General features: G+C 74.1%; 9 protein-coding genes. All 9 read left to right on the top strand.

The features are described from left to right. The first annotated feature begins 6 nt into the window (after window positions 1–6). The 9 genes from RNB18_RS08360 (at window position 7) to RNB18_RS08320 (ending at window position 22,365) form a co-directional block, all read left to right on the top strand. Window positions 7–1,392 carry a condensation domain-containing protein gene (locus RNB18_RS08360; RefSeq protein ID WP_311713489.1) on the top strand — a complete coding sequence of 462 codons (1,386 nt, stop codon included), beginning with the start codon at window positions 7–9 and terminating at the stop codon, window positions 1,390–1,392. After that, the gene (locus tag RNB18_RS08355) at window positions 1,389–2,165 is read left to right on the top strand and encodes an FkbM family methyltransferase (RefSeq protein WP_311713488.1); all 777 of its coding nucleotides are present in this window, start codon (window positions 1,389–1,391) and stop codon (window positions 2,163–2,165) included. Before RNB18_RS08360 ends, RNB18_RS08355 begins: the two co-directional genes overlap by 4 nt. Window positions 2,166–2,230: 65 nt before the next feature. Beyond that, a complete protein-coding gene (gene sbnB / locus RNB18_RS08350; protein WP_311713487.1) occupies window positions 2,231–3,229 on the top strand; it encodes a 2,3-diaminopropionate biosynthesis protein SbnB in 999 nt (332 codons plus the stop codon). Window positions 3,230–3,292: 63 nt separating this feature from the next. Then, a complete protein-coding gene (locus RNB18_RS08345) occupies window positions 3,293–3,514 on the top strand; it encodes an MbtH family protein (protein WP_311713486.1) in 222 nt (73 codons plus the stop codon). A gap of 40 nt (window positions 3,515–3,554) precedes the next feature. Continuing rightward, window positions 3,555–8,621, top strand: a complete 5,067-nt coding sequence (locus tag RNB18_RS08340; protein WP_311713485.1) for a non-ribosomal peptide synthetase — start codon at window positions 3,555–3,557, stop codon at window positions 8,619–8,621. Then, complete coding sequence (locus RNB18_RS08335) at window positions 8,618–19,390, top strand: non-ribosomal peptide synthetase (RefSeq protein ID WP_311713484.1); 10,773 nt, start codon at window positions 8,618–8,620, stop codon at window positions 19,388–19,390. Before RNB18_RS08340 ends, RNB18_RS08335 begins: the two co-directional genes overlap by 4 nt. Next, window positions 19,387–20,355, top strand: a complete 969-nt coding sequence (locus RNB18_RS08330) for an ornithine carbamoyltransferase (protein ID WP_311713483.1) — start codon at window positions 19,387–19,389, stop codon at window positions 20,353–20,355. The genes RNB18_RS08335 and RNB18_RS08330 overlap by 4 nt, the downstream gene beginning before the upstream one ends. Further along, window positions 20,352–21,623: an MFS transporter gene (locus RNB18_RS08325; protein ID WP_311713482.1), complete on the top strand. Its 1,272-nt coding sequence runs from the start codon at window positions 20,352–20,354 to the stop codon at window positions 21,621–21,623. Before RNB18_RS08330 ends, RNB18_RS08325 begins: the two co-directional genes overlap by 4 nt. Further along, window positions 21,592–22,365: a thioesterase II family protein gene (locus RNB18_RS08320; protein ID WP_311713481.1), complete on the top strand. Its 774-nt coding sequence runs from the start codon at window positions 21,592–21,594 to the stop codon at window positions 22,363–22,365. The genes RNB18_RS08325 and RNB18_RS08320 overlap by 32 nt, the downstream gene beginning before the upstream one ends. The last annotated feature ends 2 nt before the right edge of the window (window positions 22,366–22,367 follow it).

Below are 22,367 nucleotides of genomic sequence, written 5' to 3'. Positions count from 1 at the left end.
CCGGCCATGACCGTCACCCCGGGGGCCGCCGCCGACGCGCGTCCCCTCTCCGCCGGGCAGGAAGCCCTCTGGCTCGCCCACCAGCTCGACCCGGACAGCTCCGCCTACAACGTCGTCCTCGCCGTACGGCTGCGCGGTGCCCTGCGCGTCGACGTCCTCCAGGAGGCGCTGACCGCGCTCGCAGCCCGCCACGAGCTGCTGCGCTCCCGCTTCCCCGGCACCGACGACGGGCCGGTGCGCCGCGTCGACGCGCCGGGAACCGTCCGCCTGGACGTCCGCGAGACGCCCGGCGCCGATGACGCCGAGCTCTTCCGACTCGCCACGCTGGCCGGCGAGGAGCCCTTCTGCCTCACCGCGGGTGCCTTCCGCGCGGTCCTGCTCCGCCGGTCCACCACCGACACACTCCTCGTCACGGTCACCCACCACATCGTCAGCGACGCCACGTCCCAGTGGCTGCTGATGCGCGACCTGTTCACCGAGTACGGGGCCCGCACCGGGGAGCCGGCCACGGCACCCGAGCCGGGCCGGGCGGCGACACCGACACCGGCGGGCTGGAACGAACAGGTGCGTGCGGAGCGGGACTTCGTTTCCTCGGTGCGGGGTGCACGTGCGGCCGGGTACTGGCGGGAGGTGTGTGCGGGGCTTCGGGCCGCTGTGCTGCCCACCGATCGGCCGCGTCCGCCGCACCGTGCGCTCCGTGGTGCCACCCATGAGGTCGGCTGGCATCCGGACACCGCACGGCGGCTGCGGGAGGCCGCCGCAGGGCGTGGGCTGACGCCGTTCGTCTGGTTGCTCGGCACCTTTCAGGCCGCCCTGCACCGCTCCGGCTGCGGTGACGGCTTTCTCATCGGGTGCCCGGCCACGACCCGGTTCACCCCGGACACCCGGCAGGCCGTCGGGTACTACGTCAACGCCCTGCCGACCGCAGCCCGGTTCACCCCCGCGACGACCCTGCTGGACACGATCGGATCCGCGCAGGACCAGCTGCGCCGCGGCCTGGCCCACGCCCGGTACCCGGTCGAACTGCTGGGCGGCGGACCGCTGTTCCGCATCTCCTGCACCCTGGTCGCCGCCGACCGGCTGCCCGTCGAGGGCCTGTACGAGGGCCCGGTGCGCCTCGGCGGCCTGCGGGCCGAACTGGTCGACGTACCGCAGCAGGAGGGCCAGCTCGACCTGACCGTGGAGATCCTCCAGGACTCCCGGGGCTTCAAGGCTGTCCTGCGCTATCGGACCGACCTCTTCGACGCCGCCACCGTCGAACGCTTCGGCGAGACCTGGCGGTGCCTCTTGGACGTCTCCCTGGACGCCCCGGACACCGCCGTGTCCGACGTCGGCCTCGTCGCCCACGACGACCTGGCGTTCCTGCTGGCGCTCGGATCGGGGGCGGCATGAGCACGAGCCCGCGTCAGCAACTCCCCGACGGACCCGCCGTGTGGTGCACCAACGGCCCCGCCGCCGTGGCGATGTGGCGCGAGATGCTGCCGCCCGGCGCCTACCACCGGGCGGCCGGACGTCTGCGGCCCGGTGACACCGTGGTCGACATCGGCGCGAACATCGGCCTGATGTCGGTGTACTGCGCCCGCACCCGGCCCGGCGTCCGCGTCCTGGCCGCCGAACCCGCGCCCGCGCTGCACGCCTGTCTGGAGCGCAACCTCGCCGAGCACGCGGCCCCCGGCTGGCACGCCGAGTGCGTGGCCGTCGCCGACCGCCCGGGACTGCTGAAGTTCACCTACTACCCCGAAGCACCCGGCAACTCCGGTCTGCACGCCGACCCGGACGCCGACGACGAGATCACCCTGACCTTCCTGCGCAACAGCGGCGTCGACCCCGAGGACGCGGCCGAACTGGTCGAGGGGCTGCACGAGGGCGTCGAACTGACCGTGCCCGCCGTCACCGTCTCCGAGCTGCTGCGCCGGCACGCCGTCGAACGGGTCGACCTGCTCAAGGTGGACGTGGAGCGCGCCGAGCTGGAGGTGCTGCGCGGCGTCGAGGAGGAGCACTGGCCCCTCGTCGGCGCGGTGGTCGCCGAGGTGCACGACGAGGACGGCCGGCTGGCCGCCGTACGGGACCTGCTGACGGCGCGCGGGTTCGCCGTGGACGTGCGGCAGGACCCGCTGCTCGCGGACACCGTGCTGTACGACGTCGAGGCCCTCCGGGCCGTATAGGGCGCATATAGCGGCCGAACCCACCATCGCTGCATCACCGAAAGGCTCCGCAGAGAGGGAACCCCATGCTGATCCTCCGACGCACCGACGTGACGGACGTCCTGTCCGGCCGGGAGACGGAGATCATCGAGCTCGTCGCCGACACCTACCGGCTGCACGACGAGGGCCGCACGTCCCTGCCGCACTCGACGTTCCTGCGCTTCCCCGAGGAGCACCACGCCCGCGACCGGATCATCGGGCTGCCCGCCTACCGGGGCGGTCGGCGGCCGGCCGCGGGGATGAAGTGGATCGCCTCCTTCCCGGGCAACGTGGCCGCCGGCACCGAGCGGGCCAGTGCCGCCATCGTCCTCAACTCCCTCGACCACGGGCGCCCGGTGGCCCTCGTCGAGGGCGCGGTGGTCTCCGCCAAGCGGACGGCGGCGAGCGCCGCCCTGGCCGCCGCGGAGCTCACCGCCGACCGCCCGCCGGCCTCCGTGCTGCTGGTCGGCTGCGGGGTCATCAACCTGGAGATCCTGCGCTTCCTCGCGGCCGCCCTGCCCGGGCTCACCGAGGCCGCCCTGTACGACACCGACCCGGTGCGCGCCGAGGAGTTCGCCGCCCGCTGCCAGGAGGCCGCGCCCGCGGTGAAGGCCCACGCGGTCACCGACCTCGCCGCCGCGCTCGGCGAGCACCGGCTCGTCTCGCTGGCCACCACGGCCGCGACCCCGCACCTGGACCTCGCCGCCTGCGGCCCCGACACCACCGTCCTGCACGTCTCCCTGCGCGACCTGACCGCCGAGGCGATCCTCGGCGCGGTCAACGTCGTCGACGACACCGACCACGTGTGCCGAGAGCGCACCTCCCTCGACCTCGCCCAGCGGATCGCGGGCGACCGGGACTTCGTCGCCGCCGAGATCGGCGCGCTGCTGCGCGGCCGCGTGACGCTGCAGCGCACGCCCGAACGCCCCGTCGTGTACTCGCCGTTCGGCCTCGGAGTGCTGGACATCGCACTCGCCGAGTACGTGCGCGAGGAGGCCGAACGGCGCGGGCTCGGAGTCCGCGTCGACGACTTCCTGCCGGCCTGAGAGCCGTCGTCCCCTCTTCTCCCCGCACCGATACCGACCATCCGTATGCCTGAAGGAGCAGTCATGACCGCAGAGCAGCAGACCGAAGGCCCCCGTCAGCGCGTGGTGTTCAACGACGAGGAGCAGTACTCGCTGTGGCCCGTCGCGCGGGAGCTGCCCGCGGGCTGGCACGCCGAGGGCACCGAGGGCTCCCGCGAGGAGTGCCTGGCCCGGATCGCCGAGGTGTGGACCGACATGCGTCCGCTGAGCCTGCGCCGCCGCATGCACGAGTCCTCCGCGGCCTGAGTCGCGCCGCCCTCCACCCAGGTCTGTGACAGGAGTTGCCGTGAACGCCGAACTGCTTCCGGAACGCTTCGCCGAGCAGGCGTTCCGTACGCCCCACGCCGTCGCCGTCGCCGACGGCGAGCGGGCGGTGACGTACGAGGAGCTGGACCGCGCGTCCGCTCGCATGGCCCGCCTCCTCGGGAACCTGGGCGCGGGGCCCGAGACGCTCGTCGGGGTGAGCCTGCCCCGCGGCGTCGGACTGGTGGTCGCGCTGCTGGGGGTGTGGCGGGCGGGCGCCGGCTATGTGCCGCTCGACCCGGACCAGCCCACGGCCCGGCTGACCTCGCTGATCCGTGAGTCCGGGGCCGGCCTGGTGCTCGCGGCCCCTGAGCTGGAGCACCCGGTGGCCGAGGCGGGTGCCCGCCGCGTCGACCCCGCCGCCGCGGACGCCGAACTCCCCGACCCCGCACGTCCGTTGCCCGCCGCCGACCCGGACGGTGTCGCGTACGCCATCTTCACCTCGGGCTCGACCGGCACACCCAAGGCCGTCGCCGTGACCCACGCGGGCATCGCCAACCGGGTCGGCTGGACGGTCGGGCGGCATGCGCTGGGCGCCGGTGACCGGGTGCTCCAGAAGACCACCATCGGCTTCGACGCGGCCGGCTGGGAGATCTTCGCGCCGCTGGTCAGCGGCGGCACGGTGGTGCTCGCCCCGGCCGGTGCCGAGCGCGACCCGGCCGGGCTGCTGCGGGCCGTCGCCGAGCAGGGGATCACGGTCCTCCAGGTCGTGCCCTCGGTGCTGCGGCTGCTGGTGGAGGAGGGCGACTGGAGCGGCTGCGGCTCGCTGCGTCTGCTGTTCTCGGCCGGGGAAGCCCTGCACGCCGAACTCGTCGCACGGGTACGGGAACTGGCGGGCGCGGAGCTGGAGGTGTGGAACACCTACGGCCCCACCGAATGCTCCATCGACGTCACCGCCTTCGCCACCGACCCCGCCGTGACCAGCGGCCCGGTCCCGATCGGGCGCCCCCTGCCCGGCCTGAAGGCGCTCGTCCTCGACCCGTCGGGCACGCCCGTGCCGGTCGGCGTCCCCGGTGAGCTGTACGTCGGCGGCGTCGGCGTGGCCCGCGGGTACGCGGGCCGGCCCGAACTGACCGCCGAGCGCTTCGTGCCCGACCCGTACGAGCCCGGGGCCCGGCTCTACCGCACCGGGGACCAGGTGCGCTGGCGGGCCGACCGCACGCTGGAGTACCTCGGCCGCCTGGACCACCAGGTCAAGGTGAACGGCGTCCGCATCGAGCCCGGTGAGATCGAGGCCGCCCTCGCCGCGCACCCCTCGGTGACCGGTGCCGTCGTGGTGCCGTACGAGAGCGAGGACGGCGGCAAGCGGCTCGCGGCGCACCTGACGACCGACGGTCCCGCTCCCGGCTCCGCCGAGCTGCGGGTCTTCCTCGCCGAACGGCTGCCCGAGAGCCATGTGCCGTCCTTCTTCCACGTCCTGGACGCCTTCCCGCTGCTGGCGAGCGGCAAGGCGGACCGGGCCGCGCTGCCCACGCCGGCCGAGCTCGCCGCCGCATCGCGGGCCGGGTTCGTCGCTCCGCGCGACGCGGCGGAGGAGCTCGTCGCCGGGGTCTGGGCGGAGCTGCTGGGCCGCGAACAGGTGGGCGCGCTCGACGACTTCTTCGCGCTCGGCGGCACCTCGCTGCAACTGACCCGGCTGGCCGCCCGGTTGCGCGCGGCCTCCGGAGAGAAGATCTCCCTGCGGGGGCTGTTCGGCGCGACGACGGTGGAGGCGCAGGCCCGACTGCTCGCAACGGTCCCGGCGGCCGCCGTCGAATCCGTGCTCCGACCCACCCCCCGTACCGGCCCTCTCCCCCTCTCCTCCGGCCAGCGCCGCCTGTGGTTCCTGGACCGGATGCATCCCGGCAGCCCCGAATGGGTCGCGCCCCTGTTCCTGCGGCTGCCCGCCGGGCTCGACCCGGCCGACGTGGCCGCCGCCCTCAACGCGCTGGCCGACCGGCACGAGCCGCTGCGCACCCGGTATCCCGCCGAGGGCGGTGAGGTGCGGCAGGTGATCGACGCGCCGGGAACCGCGGAGGTCGGGCTGCGGGTCGTGGACGCCGGCCGGGACGAGGTGCCCGCGCTGTTCGCCGAGCAGTTCGCCCAGGGGTTCGACCTCGCCGAAGGGCCGCTGTGGCGGGCGCTGCTGGCGCGGCTGCCCGGCGAGGACCACCTGCTGCTGCTGACCCTGCACCACATCACCTGCGACGGCTGGTCGACGGTCGTCCTGGAGCGGGAGCTGCGCGAGCTGTGCGCGGCCCGCACCGAAGGCCGCGCACCCGAGCTGCCCGCCCTGGAGCTCCAGTACGCCGACTACGGGGCCTGGCAGCACGCCCGGCTCACCGAGGAGTTCGTCCAGTCGGAGCTCGCGCACTGGCGGGCCGCCCTTGACGGCGTCGAGCCGGTGGAGCTGCCCGCCGACCGGCCCCGTCCGGCGGTCCGCGACCCGCGCGGAGGCGTCGTACCGCTGCGGGTACCGGAGCGGACCGCCGCCGCCCTGACCGAGCTGGGCCGCCGGCACGGGGCCACGCCGTTCATGACGCTGCTGACCGCCTACGCCACCCTGGCCGCCCGCTACAGCGGCCGCTGGGACGTGCCGGTCGGCACCCCGGTGGCGGGTCGCACCCGGCCCGAGACCGAGCACATGGTCGGCTTCTTCCTCAACTCCCTGGTCGTGCGCTGCGGTCTGACCCCCGACCTGGGCTTCGCCGAGGCCCTGGTCAGGGTCAGGGACGCGGCCCGCGCCGCCTTCGTCCACCAGGAACTGCCCTTCGAGCGGCTGGTCGACGAGCTCCAGCCGGAGCGCGACCTGTCCCGCACCCCGCTCTACCAGGTCGCCTTCGACCTGCACAGCGAGGGCGTGACCACTGTCGTCACCGAGGACGCGGACCTGGCCGCGTTCACCGAGGCCTGGCAGGTCGCCAAGACGGACCTGTCGCTGTTCATGCGGCAGACCCCGGGCGGCGCCCTGGACGGTGTCCTGGAGTACGCCACCTCGCTGTTCGACCGGAGCACCGCCGAACGCATGGCCGGCCACTTCCTCACCCTGCTCGACCAGGTCGCCGCCCACCCGCAGACCCCGCTCGGCGCCCTCGACCTGCTCGGCGAGCAGGAGCGCCGGCAGCTCCTCGACGGCTGGAACGACACCGCCTGGGAGCCCGGCGAGCGCACCGTCCTCGAACGCTTCGAGGAGCAGGCCCGCACCCACCCCGAGCGCACCGCCCTCGCCTTCGGCGAACGGACCGTCTCCTACGGCGGGCTGGACGCCGCCGCCAACCGTCTCGCCCAGCAGCTGCGCACCCTGTGCGTGGGCGCCGAGCGCCGGGTCGCCGTCCTGCTCGACCGCGGCCCCGAACTGGTCACCACCCTGCTCGCGGTGTGGAAGGCGGGCGGCGCCTATGTGCCGGTCGACCCGTCCTACCCGGCGGAGCGCGTCGCCGCGATGTGCCGGGCGGCCGGGGTGCGCACGGCGGTCACCTCGTCGGCGTACGAGCAGCGGTTCACCGGGGCGGAGGTCCCGCGGGTGCTGCGGCTCGACACCGACGCCGCCGAGATCGCCGTACGGCCCGCGGCCGCGCCCGCGCGGGACCGGGACCCGGACCGGCTCGCGTACGTGATCTTCACCTCCGGCTCGACCGGTGTGCCCAAGGGGGTCGAGGTCACCCAGCGGGGCCTCGCCAACCATGTGGCGTGGGCCGCGCGGGACCTGGCCGGGCGGGACTACGGCGGTGCCGCGCTGTTCTCCTCGGTCGCCTTCGACCTGGTCGTCCCCAACCTGTGGGCGCCCCTGGTCACCGGCCAGCGGCTGTTCCTGCTGCCGCAGGACACGGACATGTCGGAGCTCGGCAAGCGGCTGTCGGAGGCGGCCCCGTTCAGCTTCCTCAAGCTGACCCCGGGCCATCTCGACATCCTGGCCCACCAGTTGTCCCCGGCCCAGGCGGGCTCGCTGACCCCGCTCACGGTGGTGGCGGGCGAGCCGTTCACCCGGGCGGCGCTGGAGCGCTGGCGGGAGCTCGCCCCCGACATGCTGCTCCTCAACGAGTACGGCCCGACCGAGGCCTCCGTCGGCACGTCGGTCTTCCCGGTGCCGCAGGACGAGGCCGAACCGGTCCCCGACGTCCTGCCCATCGGCCGCCCGCTGCCCGGCATGACCATGTACGTCCTCGACCCGTCCCTCGACCCGGTCCCGGTCGGTGTCGCGGGCGAGCTGTACGTCGGCGGGACGGGCGTGGCCCGCGGGTACGCCGGCCGGCCCGAGCTGACGGCCGAGCGGTTCGTGCCCGATCCGTACGGCGGTGCCCCGGGCGCCCGTCTCTACCGCACCGGGGACCTGGTGCGCCGGCTGCCGGACGGGAGCGTGGCCTTCCTCGGCCGGCTCGACGACCAGGTCAAGATCCGCGGCTACCGCGTCGAACCCGGCGAGATCCGGGCCGTGGTGGAGGAGCACCCCGAGATCCGGGAGGCCGTGGTGGTCGTCCACCGCCCCGAGGGCGGCGAACCGGCCCTGGCCTGCTACGCCGTCCCGGCCGCGCCCGGCGCCGAACTGCCCGACCTCGCCGCGCATCTCGCGGCCCGGCTGCCGGAGTACATGATCCCGGCGACCTTCACCGCCCTGGACGCGGTCCCGGTCAACGCCAACGGCAAGGTCGACCGGCGGGCCCTGCCCGAACCGGGCCGCCGCGAGGACGGCCCGGCGCACGTGGCGCCGAGCGGGCCCGTGGAGGAGCGGATCGCCGAGGTCTGGACCGAACTGCTCGGCGTACAGGCCTCCGCGCACGACAACTTCTTCCACATCGGTGGCAACTCGATCCTCGCGATCCGGCTCATCTCCCGCATCCAGCAGGAGTTCGGCATCGACTTCGCCGTCCGCACGGTCTTCGAGGGCCCGACGATCGCCCAGCTGGCGACGACGGTCACGGACCGCGTGACAGCCGAGGTGGCGGCGCTCTCCGACACGGAGCTGCTGCACGAGACCGGGGCGACCTCCGCGACCGGCCCCGACACCGCGCCGCACTCCCTCGCCACCGTCCGCCCCCACACCGCATCGCACACCGAGGAGCAGCAGGTATGAGCACCGGGGAAATGGAGAGGCCCGTCGTGGCGGGCGGCGACGGCGGCTCGGGGACCGAGGCCGACGCGCTGCGCGCCGAGCTGCTGCGGCGCCGTCTCGCGGGCCGCGGTGCCGCAGCCCCGCGCCGCACGGAGATACCCCGCGCCGACCGCACGGCCGCGCTGCCGCTGTCGTACGGGCAGCAGCAGATGTGGTTCCTCAGCAGGCTGGAGCCGGACAGCCCGGAGTACCTGGTGCCGCTGGTGCTGCGGCTGCGCGGCGCCCTGGACACCGAGGCGCTGGAGCGGGCCTGGCAGGGCGTCGTCGACCGGCACGAGATCCTGCGCACCCGCTACGAGCTGTCCGGCGACGAGCCCGTGCAGATCGTCGACCCGCCGCGCCCGCTGCCCCTGGCACACACCACGGCCGCCGACGACGCCGAGGTGCGGGCCCTCGTCGAGGCCGACCTCGCCCGGACCTTCGACCTCGGCCGTGACTGGCCCGTGCGCGGCCGGCTCGTCCGCGTGAGCAACGACGAGCACGTCCTCGCGGTCGTCTTCCACCACATCGCCTGCGACGCCTGGTCCACGCAGGTCTTCGGCCAGGAGCTCAGCGAGCTGTACGCGGGCGCCGCCCCGGCCCCGCTCGCCGTGCAGTACGCCGACTACGCGTCCTGGCAGCGCACGACGATGACCGAGGAGGTGGTCACCCGTCACCTCGACCACTGGAAGGCCGCGCTGGCCGGCCTGCCGCCGCTGGAGCTGCCCGCCGACCGGCCCCGCCCGCCGGTGCGCGACGGCGCCGGCGACGCGGTCCCCTTCGAGGTGCCCGACCACCTCGCCGCCCGCCTGCGGCAGCTCGCCGCCGACCGGGACAGCACGCTGTTCATGCTGTTCCTGGCCGCCTACCAGACCCTGCTGGCCCGCCACACCGGCCGCACCGACATCGCGGTGGGCACCGTGGTCTCCGGCCGTGGCCGCCCCGAGCTCCAGCAGCTCATCGGCTACGGCATCAACAGCCTCGTCATGCGCGGCGACCTCAGCGGCGACCCGTCCTTCACCGGTCTGCTGGCCCGCACCCGCGCCACGGTCCTGGACGCCTACGACCACCAGGACGTGGCCTTCGCCCAGGTCGTCGAGGCCCTCGCCCCCGAACGCGACCTCTCCCGCACCGCCCTGTTCCAGGTCGCCTTCACCCTGCACGGCGACCGGGGTGCCGCCTTCGACCTGCCCGGCGTCCGGGCGGAGCCCTTCGCCGGCTCGGGCCGGGTCGCCAAGTTCGACCTCGACCTCCAGGTCCGCGAGGGCGCCGACGGCACGCTCGGCGGCCGACTGGAGTACGCGACAGCCCTGTTCGACCGTACGACGATCGAGCGCCTCGCCGGTCACCTGGTACGGCTGCTGCACGCGATCGCCGACGCCCCCGAGGCCCCGCTGTCCGCCCTGGAGATCCTGGGCGAGCAGGAGCGGGCCGTGCTGCTCGGCCCGCCCCGGGAACAGGCCCCGGCGACCCGGCGCGTGCACGAGCTGTTCGAGGAGCAGGCCGCCCGCACCCCGCACCGCACGGCCCTGACCTTCGAGGGCACCCACCTCACCTACGCCGAGCTCGACGCCCGCGCCAACCGCGTCGCGCACGCCCTGATCGCCAAGGGCGTCGGCCCGGAGACCCTCGTCGGCCTGAGTCTGGAACGCGGCATCGAGCTGGTCCCCGCCCTCCTCGGCATCCTCAAGTCCGGAGCCGGCTACCTCCCGCTGGACCCGGCCAACCCGGCCGACCGCCTCGCGTACATCGTCGAGGACGCCCAGGTCCCGGTGGTCGTCACCACCTCGGACCACGCCCACCTCTTCGACGTGGACCTCCTGGTCCTGGACCGGGACCCGCTGGACGGCCTGCCCGACACGAACCCCGGCGTCCCGGGCAGCCCCGAGAACCTGATCTACACGATCTACACCTCCGGCTCCACCGGCCGCCCCAAGGGTGTCGCCCTCACCCACGCCAACGTCGCCCGCCTCCTGGAGCGCGGCCACGAGCACTACGCCTTCGCCGAGACCGACGTGTGGCCGCTCTTCCACAGCTACGCCTTCGACGTCTCGGTGTGGGAGATGTGGGGCGCGCTGCTGTTCGGCGGCCGGCTGGTCGTCGTACCGCAGGCCGTGACGCGGTCGCCGGAGGACTTCCTGGACCTGCTGGTCCGGGAGAAGGTCACCGTCCTCAACCAGACGCCGACCGCGTTCCGTTCCCTCGTGGACACCGACGCCGAGCTGTCCCTGCGCGCGGTCGTCTTCGCGGGCGAGAAGCTGGAGGTCTCCGAACTGCGGCCGTTCGCCGACCGGTTCGGCCTTGACCGGGTGGCCCTGGTCAACATGTACGGGATCACCGAGACCACCGTCCACACCACCTACCACCGCATCACCGAGGCGGACCTCGACCCGCGGGCCGGCAACCCCGTCGGTCACCCGCTGGCCGACCTCCGCGTCTACCTGCTGGACGCCGACGCCCGCCCGGTCCCGGTCGGGGTGCCCGGCGAGATGTACGTGGCAGGGCCCGGTGTCGCCCGCGGCTACCTCAACCGGCCGCGCCTGACCGCCGAGCGGTTCGTCCCGGACCCGTACGGCCCGCCCGGCTCCCGGCTCTACCGGAGCGGCGACCTGGCCCGCCGGCTGCCCGACGGCAGCCTGGAGTTCCTGGGCCGCATCGACGACCAGGTCAAGATCCGCGGCTTCCGCATCGAACTCGGTGAGATCGAGACCGCACTGGCCGCCCACCCGCACATCCGGGACGCGGTCGTCCTGGTCCGCGAGGACACCCCCGGCGACAAGCGGCTGGTCGCGTGGGTGACCCCGGCCGGGGACACCGCGCCCGAGCCCGGCGGACTCCGCTCCCACCTGGCCGCCCGGCTGCCCGAGTACATGGTTCCGGCCGCCTTCGTCATCCTGGACGCGCTGCCGCTGACCACCAACGGCAAGCTCGACAAGCGTGCCCTGCCCGCGCCCGGCCAGGACGCCCTCGGCGGCGCCGCCTTCGTCGCCCCGCGCACGGTCGCAGAGGAGCGCGTCGCCGAGGTCTGGGCGCAGGTGCTGGGCCTCGACCGGGTCGGTGTGGACGACGGGTTCTTCGAACTGGGCGGTCACTCCATCCGCGCGGTCACCCTGGTCGGACGGCTGCGCGCGATCGGCTACGACCTCGCCGTACGGGACGTCTTCGAGCACCGCACGGTCGCCCGGATCGCCGAACTGGTCACCGGGCGCCCGGCCCCGGCCGACGCCGACCGCACAGTCGAGCCGTACGCACTGATCGGCGCCGAGGACCGGGCGAAGCTCCCGGCCGACGGCCTGGCCGACGCCTATCCGCTGTCCCAGGTGCAGCTCGGCATGGTCGTCGAGATGCTCACCGACGATGGCAAGCACCCGTACCACAACGTCACCTCCTTCCGGATCCGCGACGAGCGCCCCTTCTCCCTGGACGCGCTGCGTGCGGCCGCCGCGCGGGTCGTCGCCCGGCACGAGGTCCTGCGCACCTCCTTCGACCTCACCACCTACTCGGTCCCGCTCCAACTGGTCCACGACAGCGCCGAGATGCCGGTCGGCGCCCGTGACCTCTCCCACCTCGGCCAGGACGAACTCCCCGCCTCCCTCAGGGAGTTCACCGAGCAGGAGCGCGCCCGGCTGTTCGACCTGGCCGCCCCGCCGCTGCTGCGGCTGTACGCGCACACCGCCGGCGACGGCAGCTGGTGGATCACCAACACCGAGTGCCACGCGATCCTCGACGGCTGGAGCCACCACTCGCTGCTCATGGAGGTGCTCCAGGAGTACGACCGTCTGGTCGACGGCGCCGACGCCATGGAGCCGGAGCGCCCGGCCGTGCGCTTCGCCGACTTCGTCGCCGCCGAACTGGAGGTCCTCGACTCCGGGGACTCCCGGGCCTACTGGCAGTCCGTCGTCGACGGATACGCCCGTCTGTCCGTGCCCGCCTCCTGGCGCGGTGCCCCGGACGACACCGGCGCCCCGTACCGCGTCCCGGTCCCCTTCCACGACCTGGAGGACCGCCTGCGCGCCCTGGCCGCCAGGGCCGGCGCCTCCCTCAAGAGCGTGCTGCACGCGGCCCACCTCAAGACGCTCGGCATGCTCACCGAGGAGGACCGCTTCTTCTCCGGCCTGGTCTGCAACGCCCGGCCCGAGGTCCTGGGCGCCGACCGCGTCTACGGCATGCACCTCAACACGCTGCCCTTCGCCCACGACCGTACGGCGGCCGGCACCTGGCGCGAACTGGTGGCCTCCGTGTTCGCCCGCGAGGTCGAGCTGTGGCCGCACCGCACCTATCCGATGCCGGTCATCCAGCGTGAACTCGCCGACGGCGAACGGCTGATCGACATGCGGTTCAGCTACCACGACTTCGACCAGGTCGACCGCGCCCAGGTCGACTACCTGGCCAGCATCGACGACAGCCCCACCGAGTTCCCGCTCGGCGTCTCCGCCCGTGTCGGCCACCTCGTCCTGACCGCCTCCCCACGCGCCCTGAGCCGCACCGGCACGGACCGCCTCGCACAGATGCTGCGCCAGGTCCTTCAGGCCATGGCCGCCGATCCGGAGGGCGACGCCCGCGCCACCTTCCTCCCGGAGGGCGAGCGTGAGCGCCAGCTCGTCGAGTGGAACGACACCGCCCACGAGGCCGAGACCGCCTCCGTCCTCCGGCTCTTCGAGGCACAGGCGGCGCGCACTCCGCGGGCGACGGCTGTCCGGCACGCCGGTGGCTCGCTGTCGTACGACGAACTCGACCGGCGCGCGAACCAGTTGGCGCACGTCCTGCGTGAGCGGGGCGTCACGGCCGAGTCCCGTGTCCTCGTCCAGCTGGACCGCGGCCCCGACCTGCTGACCGCGCTGCTCGCGGTGTGGAAGGCGGGCGGCGCCTATGTGCCGGTGGACCCGTCCTACCCGGCCGCCCGGATGGCCGCGATGCGCGAGGCGTCCGCCGCGGTGGCCACGCTCACCGGACTGCCGGACCTCACGGGGCTGCCGGTGCTGGCTCCCGCCCGCCGGGACGACCTGGACACACTCGCCTACGTCATCTTCACCTCCGGCTCGACCGGTGTCCCCAAGGGCGTCGAGGTGCCGCACCGGGGCCTGGTCAACCATGTCGCCTGGGCGGCCCGTGAACTGGCCTCCCAAGGCACCGGCGGCGCCCCGCTGTTCTCCTCGGTCGCCTTCGACCTGGTCGTCCCCAACCTGTGGGCGCCGCTGGTCACCGGCCAGGCGGTCCACACGCTTGGCCAGGACGTCGACATGGCCGACCTGGGCGAACACCTCGTCGCCGCGGGCCCGTTCAGCTTCGTCAAGCTGACGCCGGGGCACCTGGACGTGCTGGCCCAGCAGCTCACCGCCGAGCAGGCGGCCGCACTGGCCCCGGTCCTGGTGGTGGCGGGCGAGGCCTTCACCCGGGCCACCCTGGAACGCTGGCGGGCCCTCGCCCCCGGGACACGACTGATCAACGAGTACGGGCCCACCGAGGCGTCCGTCGGATCGACGGTCTTCCCGGTCCCGGACGCCTCCGACCTCGACGTCCTGCCGATCGGGCGCCCGCTGCCGAACATGCGGGTGTACGTGCTGGACTCGTCGATGCGGCCGGTGCCGGTCGGGGTGGCCGGGGAGCTGTACGTCGGCGGGACGGGTGTGGCCCGTGGGTACGCGGGCCGGCCGGACCTGACGGCGGAGCGGTTCCTGCCGGACCCCTTCGGCGACGGCCGCCTGTACCGGACCGGCGACCTGGTGCGCCGACTGCCCGACGGGAACGTCGAGTTCCTCGGGCGGATCGACGACCAGGTCAAGATCCGCGGCTACCGGATCGAACTCGGCGAGATCCAGGCCGTCCTCACCGAGCACCCCGCCGTCCGCGAGGCGTTCGTGACGACGTACGACGGTGAGCTCGCCGCGTACTACGCGCCGGCCGAGGCCGCCCCCGACGCGGTACGGGCGCAGCTGGCCGACCGGCTGCCCGCGTACATGCTCCCGGCCGCCCTGATCCCCGTGGAGGCGCTGCCCCTCAACGCCAACGGCAAGGTCGACCGGCGTGCCCTGCCCGCCCCCGACGCCGCCGAGGCCGCCGACGACGGGTATGTCGCCCCGCGCACGGTGACCGAGGAGCGCATCGCCGAGGTCTGGGCGCAGGTGCTCGGCCTCGAACGGGTCGGTGTCGAGGACGGGTTCTTCGAGATCGGCGGGCACTCCATCCGGGCCGTCGCCCTGGTCGGAGCGCTGCGCTCGGCCGGGTTCGACATCGGAGTGCGGGACGTCTTCGAGCACCGCACGGTCGCCGAGCTCGCCGAGTTCCTCACCGGGCGCCCCGCGCGCACCGAGGTCGACGTGCCCGTCGAGCGGTTCGCGCTGATCGGCGACGGGGACCGGGCCGCGCTGCCGGCCGACGCGGTGGACGCCTATCCGCTCACCCAGGTGCAGCTCGGCATGGTCCTGGAGATGCTGGCGGACGACCGGCACGCGTACCACAACGTGTCGTCGTTCAGGATCACCGAGTCCGCGGCGTTCTCCGCCGACGCCCTGCGCGCCGCCGCCGTCACGGTCGCCGCCCGGCACGAGATGCTGCGCACCTCCTTCCACCTCGACGGGTACTCCCAGCCGCTCCAGGTGGTGCACGCGGACGCGGAGATCCCGGTCGCCGTCCACGACCTGCGGGGCCTGGACGCCTCCGCGGCCGGTGCCACGGTCGCGGCCTTCGTCGCCGCCGAGCGCGCCGACCTCTTCGACCTGGAGCGGGCCCCGCTGCTGCGCATGACCGCGCACGTCGAGGACGACGGCTGGCGGCTCGGACTGACCGTCTGCCACGCCATCACCGAGGGCTGGAGCCACCGCGCGCTGCTGATGGAGCTGCTCGACGAGTACCGGCGCGTCCGCGACGGCGCCGGGCGGGCGACCGCGGTGGCGGCGCCGCAGGTGCGGTACGCGGACTTCGTCGCCGCCGAACTGCGGTCGCTGGACTCGGAGACCGACCGCGACCACTGGCAGGGCGTCACCGGCGGGTACGCCCGCCTCTCCCTGCCGTCGGGCTGGGCCGGCGACCGCTCCGCCGAGCGCGAGCGCTACCGGGTCGCGGTCGCGCTGAAGCCCTTCGACGCCGGGCTGCGCGCCCTTGCCGCCCGGGCCCGCGTCTCGATCAAGAGCGTGCTGCTCGCCGCCCACCTCAAGGTCCTGAGCCTGCTCACCGAGGAGGACCGCTTCCACTCCGGGCTGGTCTTCAGCGCCCGCCCCGAGGCGCCGGGCGCCGACCGGGTCTACGGCATGTACCTCAACACCCTGCCGTTCGCCTTCGACGCCGACCGCGACCGCACCTGGGAGGAGCTCGTCCGCGAGGTCTTCGCCCATGAGGCCGGCATGTGGGAGCACCGCCGCTACCCGATGCCGGCGATCCAGCACGACGCCGGCGTGGAGCGCCTGCTCGACGTCCGCTTCAGCTACCAGGACTTCGACCACGTCGACACCGACCGCGTCGACCTGGAGGCCAGCTCCGGCGAGGGCGCCACCGAGTTCGACCTGGCGGTGTCGGCGGTCTCCGGGTACCTCCTGATGACCACCCACACCCACGCCCTGTCCCGCGCCCACGCGGACCGGCTGACCGCGCTGTACACGGCCGTCCTGGACGCGATGACCAAGGACCCGTCCGGCGACGCCCGCGCGGTCCCGCTGCCCGAGGACGAACTCCACCGCCAGCTCGTCGAGTGGAACGACACGTCCCACGAGGCCGAGACCGCCTCCGTCCTCCAGCTCTTCGAGGTCCAAGCGGCCCGTGTCCCGGACGCGCCCGCCGTCACCCTGGGCGCCGAGACCCTTTCGTACGCCGAACTCGACGCCCGGGCGAACCAGTTGGCGCACGCCCTGCGGGCCCGGGGGATCGACGCCGAGGCCCGGGTGGCGATCCAGCTGGACCGGGGCCCCGACCTGATCGCCGCCCTGCTCGCGGTGTGGAAGGCGGGCGGCGCGTACGTGCCGGTCGACCCGTCCTACCCCGCCGAGCGGGTCGCCGCCATCGTGCGGACGTCGGGGGCGCGGGTGGCGGTGACCTCGGAGGCGTACGCGGACCGGTTCGACGGTACGGACGTGCTGTTCGCCTCGACGGCCGGCGCGGGCCGGCCGGTGGTGGCCCCGGACCGCCGCGACGACCTCGACGCGCTGGCCTACGTCATCTTCACCTCCGGCTCGACCGGTGTCCCCAAGGGCGTCGAGGTGGCGCACCGGGGCCTGGTCAACCATGTCGCCTGGGCGGCCCGTGAACTGGCCTCCCGAGGCACCGGCGGCGCGCCGATGTTCTCCTCGGTCGCCTTCGACCTGATCGTCCCCAACCTGTGGGGTCCCCTGGTCACCGGCCAGCGGGTCTTCACGGTCGCGCAGGACACCGCTCCGGCGGAACTGGGCCGTGCGCTGCTGGCAGGAGCTCCCTACAGCTTCGTCAAGCTGACCCCGGGCCATCTCGATCTGCTCGCCGAACAGCTCACCACCGAGCAGGCGGACGAGCTCGCCGCGGTGACGGTCGTCGCGGGCGAGGCCCTGCCGGGGACCACCGCGGACCGTTCGCTGGACATCCTCGGACCCGGCCGCCTGATCAACGAGTACGGCCCCACGGAGGCTTCCGTCGGCTCCACGGTCTTCCCGGTCACCGGACCGGTCGGCCGCGAGGTCGTCCCGATCGGGCGCCCGCTGCCGAACATGCGGGTGTACGTGCTGGACTCGTCGATGCGGCCGGTGCCGGTCGGGGTGGCCGGGGAGCTGTACGTCGGCGGGACGGGTGTGGCCCGTGGGTACGCGGGCCGGCCGGACCTGACGGCGGAGCGGTTCCTGCCGGACCCGTACGGTCTCGAGCCGGGGGCGCGGCTGTACCGGACCGGCGACCTGGTGCGCCGACTGCCCGACGGGAACGTCGAGTTCCTCGGGCGGATCGACGACCAGGTCAAGATCCGCGGCTACCGGATCGAACTCGGCGAGATCCAGACGGTGCTGACCGGACATCCGGAGGTGCGGGAGGCATTCGTCTCCGTGCACGAGCCGGTGCCGGGGGACCGGCGGCTGGTGGCGTACTGGACCGGCACCGGGTCGTCCCCGGAGGACCTCGCCGCGCACTGCGCGCTGCGGCTGCCCGACTACATGGTCCCCGCGGCCTTCATCGCCCTGGACGCCATGCCGCTGAACGCCAACGGCAAGGTCGACCGGCGCGCCCTGCCCGCCCCCGACCGGGGCGACCTGCGCACGGGCACCGACCACGTGCCGCCGCGCACCCCGACCGAGAAGGCTCTCGCGGCCATCTGGAGCGAGGTCCTCGGCGTCGAGCAGATCGGCGTCCACGACCGCTTCTTCGACCTCGGCGGCCACTCCCTGCTGATGATCAAGGTGCTGGCCGCGGCCCGCGCGGCAGGGCTCGCCATCTCGATCTACCGGATGTACCAGCACGACACGTTGATCGAGCTGGCGGCGGCGGTGGACGAGGACATGCAGGGCACGGCTTCGGCCGCTGTGGAGGCTCCGGCGGCCGAGGACGTTCCGGTGGTCGAGGAGGCTCCGGGGGCCGAGGCTCCCGCCACGGTCGAGGTGCCTGCCGAGTTGCTGTCCCGCCTGCTCGCCCGGGCCGGCGGTGAGGCGGCCGCCGAGGTCGCCGCGCTGCTCGCACCGCGGGCTCCCGTCGTCGAAGGCATCGACGCCGTCATGGCCGACCACCATGTCCCCGGTGTCGCCCTCGCCGTCATCCGCGATGGCAAGGTCGTGGCGGTCGAGGGGCACGGGGTGCTCGCCGCGGACGGTGACGTGCCCGTCTCCGCCCGGACCCTCTTCCAGGTCGGCTCGATCAGCAAGCACGTGACCGCGCTGGGCGTCCTGCGGCTGGTGGACGAGGGTGTCCTCGACCTCGACGCGGACATCTCGACGTACCTCACCGGCTGGCGGCTCGCCGACGACCCGCAGGCCCAGGGGCCGGTCACCGTACGGCAGTTGCTCGGGCACCGCGCCGGGCTCGCCCGGCACCGCAGCGTCGGCTTCCGGCCCGGCGAGGAGCTGCCCACACTTCTGGACCTGCTGGAGGGCAGGCCGCCGGTGACCACGCCGAGGGTGCGGCGCGAACTCCCGCCCGGTGAGGTGTTCCGTAAGAGCAGCACCCACTACTGGGTGCTCCAGCAGGTCCTGGAGGACGTCACCCAAGAGGCCTTCGAGCCGCTGATGCGGCGTCTGGTCCTGGATCCGCTCGCTCTCGCCGACACCAGCTTCGACCAGGACCACCCGCACACCGCGGGCCTGCCCGTGGCCCTCGGCCACGACGCCCACGGCACGCCCCTCAAGGGCGGCTGGCGCCGCCGTGCCCACCTCGCGGCGGCGGGTCTGTGGACGACGGCGGCCGACGCCGCCCGGTTCACCCTCGCCGTGCGCGACGCACTGCTCGGCGCACCGGGCGCACCCCTCCCGCAGGCCCTGGCCAGGGAGCTGCTGGCGGGCGAGACCGGCACCTTCTACGGGCTGGGCACGATCGTCGACGACAGCGGCGACGACCTGGAGTTCGGCCACGGGGGCGAGCCCACGGGCTACTGGAACATGGCGATCAGCCGCCTGCACGCCGGGACCGGCTTCGTCGCGCTGACCAACGCCGACTCCGGCAAGGCCGTCGTCAAGCACCTCACCGCCGAACTGGGCCGCCAGGACGGGACGTTCGGGCAAGGGCGACTGGCCGCCGACTGGCGTTCCGCGGGCGACTTTGACGAACTTCCGGCAGTCCTCGCCCCGGTCGTCACCGACGAGGAGCGGGCATGACCCGCGGCCCGTCTCCCACCACTGCCACCAGGAGGCCCTCCGTGACATCCGTACGGCATCTGATCTCCATCGACGACGTCACCGACGCCGACCTGTACGCCCTCGTCGAACGCGGCGCCGCCTTCTCGGCAGGCACCGCGGGCCGCCCGGCCCCGCTCGCGGGGGACGTGGTGGGCGTCTACTTCAGCAAGACCTCCACCCGCACCCGCACCGCCTTCTCCAGCGGCGCGCTACGGCTCGGCGCGCAGCTCGTCACGTACGGCCCGGGCGACCTCCAGCTCAACACCGGGGAGACCAGCGAGGACACCGGACGGGTGATGTCCCGGATGCTCGACGTGCTGGTCGCGCGCACCGCGGGCGATCCCGCCGAGATGCGTGCCTGGGCCGGCCAGGAGCGGATGGCCGTCGTCAACGCGATGTCCGCCGACGAGCACCCCACCCAGGCGCTCACCGATCTGACCACCCTGCGCGGGCGGTTCGGCCGGATCGAGGGACTGCGGGTGCTCTACGTCGGCGAGGGCAACAACACCGCGTCGGCGCTGGCGCTCGCGCTGACCCGGTTCCCCGGCGCCGAGCTGGAGCTGCGCACCCCGCCGGGATACGGCCTGGCCGCCTCCTTCCGCGAGCGCGCCGCCGAGCAGGCCGTCCGGTACGGCTCGGTGTTCCGTGAGCGGCACGACATGGCGGACCTGCCGGCCGACGTCGACGTCGTGTACACCACCCGCTGGCAGACCACCGGCACCAGCAAGCCCGACCCGGACTGGCGTGCGGTGTTCGCGCCGTTCCAGGTGACCTCGGCGCTGTGGGAGGGCAGCCCCAAGGCGGTGTTCATGCACGACCTGCCGGCACACCGCGGCGACGAGGTCACCGCGGAGGTCCTGGACGGCCCCGCGAGCATCGCCTTCGACCAGGCCGAGAACAAGATGCACAGCGCGATGGCGGTCCTGGAGTGGTGCAGGACATGACGCTGACCGAGGCCGCCGATGCCGCGCGGGCGGATCCGCCGCTGCGCCGCAACCGCGACTTCCTGCTGCTGTGGTCGGGGGCGAGCCTGTCGTTCCTGGCGACCCGGGTCACCTCGGTCGCGTATCCGCTGATCGTGCTGTGGCACACCGGGTCGCCGCTGGCCATGTCGGTGGTGTCCACGGCCGCGCTGCTGCCGCTGCTGCTGGTGCAGCTGCCGGCCGGGGCGGTCGTGGACCGGTGGGACCGGCGGCGGGTGATGCTGGGCTGCGAGGCGGGCCGGATCGTGGCGGTCGGCAGCGTGGCGCTGTCCCTCGCGGCGGGCCGGCTGTCGGTGGCGCACCTGGCGGCCGTGGCCTTCACGGAGGCGTCCCTCGCCGTGTTCTACCGGCTCGCCGAACGCGGTGCCGTACGCAACCTGGTCCCGGCCTCCCAGCTCCCGGCCGCCCTCGCCCAGAACGAGGCGAGGGGAAGGGCGGCCGGCCTGGTGGGCCAGCCCACCGGGGTACTGCTCCAGTCGGCGGGCCGCGCGCTTCCCTTCGCTTTCGGCGCGGTGGGCTACCTGGTCTCGGCGGCGAGCCTGCTGCTGATCCGCAAGCCCTTCCAGGAGGAGCGGTCCGCCGCGGCAGACCCGGGCCGGCTCGCCGGTGAGGTCGCCGAGGGCCTGCGGTGGCTGTGGCGGCAGCGCTTCCTGCGGGCCGCCCTCGGATACGTCGCCGCCACCAACGTGCTGTTCCAGATGCTCGCGCTCGCCCTGGTCCTCAGGATCAAGGAGGCCGGGCTGCCCTCGCAGACCCTCGCCGTCGTGGTCGGCATCGGCGGTGTCGGCGGGCTGTGCGGGGCGCTGGCGGGGGGCCGGATCCAGCGCCGGATCCGAGGGCAGCGCACGCTGCTCATCGCCGGCGCGGTGTCCTGGGCCCTGCTGATCGGGGCGATGGGGCTCACCGGCAGCCCGGTGGCCCTGGGCGCCCTGTACGCGGGGACCGGTTTCGTCGGCGCGGTCTTCAACGTGGCCGCCGCCGTCTACCAGGTCCGCACCACGCCGGACGCCCTCCAGGGCCGGGTGGCCGCCGCCGCGGGCCTGGTCGGCTCCGGCACCAACGCCGCCGGCTCCTTCGCCGGTGGCCTGCTCCTCGCCGCCTGGGGCGCCCTGCCCACCGTACGCACGATCGCCGTCGCGATGGCCGCACTGGCCCTGCTCGCCGCACTGGCACCGGATCTGAAGGGAGAGCTGACGGATGACGCAACCGACAAGGACTCCGACGACTGAACGCGAGAACCCCTGGCTGCGCCGCCACCCCCCGAGGAGCGCCCCCCGCGCCCGCCTCGTGTGTTTCCCCCACGCCGGCGGCAACGCGCAGCTCTTCCACACCTGGCCCGCCCACCTTCCCGACGACGTCGAGCTGGTCGCCGTCCGCTACCCGGGCCGGCAGGAGCGGCTCGCCGAACCCTGTGTCGAGGACATGGCCACGCTCGCCGACGCCGTCACCGCCGCGCTGCTGCCCCTCCTGGACCGGCCCCTCGCCCTGTTCGGGCACAGCATGGGGTCCTCGGTCGCCTACGAGACCGCGCTCCGGCTGGAGGAGCGGCACGGTGTCGTACCCCGGCGGCTGTTCGTGTCGGCCCGCTCCGCCCCGCACCGCGCCCGCCCCACCGGACTGCACCTGCGCGGCGACGACGAACTCGTCACCGGCGTACGGAGGCTGGGCTCGTTCGGCTCCGAGGTCTACGACATCCCGGAGCTGCGCGAGCTGCTGCTGCCGGCCCTGCGCGCCGACTACCGCCTCATCGAGAACTACCGGCCCGCGTCCCCGCCCCGCCCGACGCGCGCCCCGATCACCGCGCATCTCGGCACCGACGACCCGGGCTGCGACCGCGACGACGTACTGGCCTGGGCCGAGCTGACCCGCACGGCCGACTTCGCCCTGCGCACCTACCCGGGCGACCACTTCTACCTCGCCCAGCGGGAAGCCGAACTGGTCGCCGACCTCATCAAGGACCTGGAGGCATGACC

The sequence above is a fragment of the Streptomyces doebereineriae genome (genome assembly GCF_031845645.1).
Taxonomy (GTDB): domain Bacteria; phylum Actinomycetota; class Actinomycetes; order Streptomycetales; family Streptomycetaceae; genus Streptomyces; species Streptomyces canus.
This window is presented reverse-complemented; position numbering and strand designations above follow the sequence as displayed.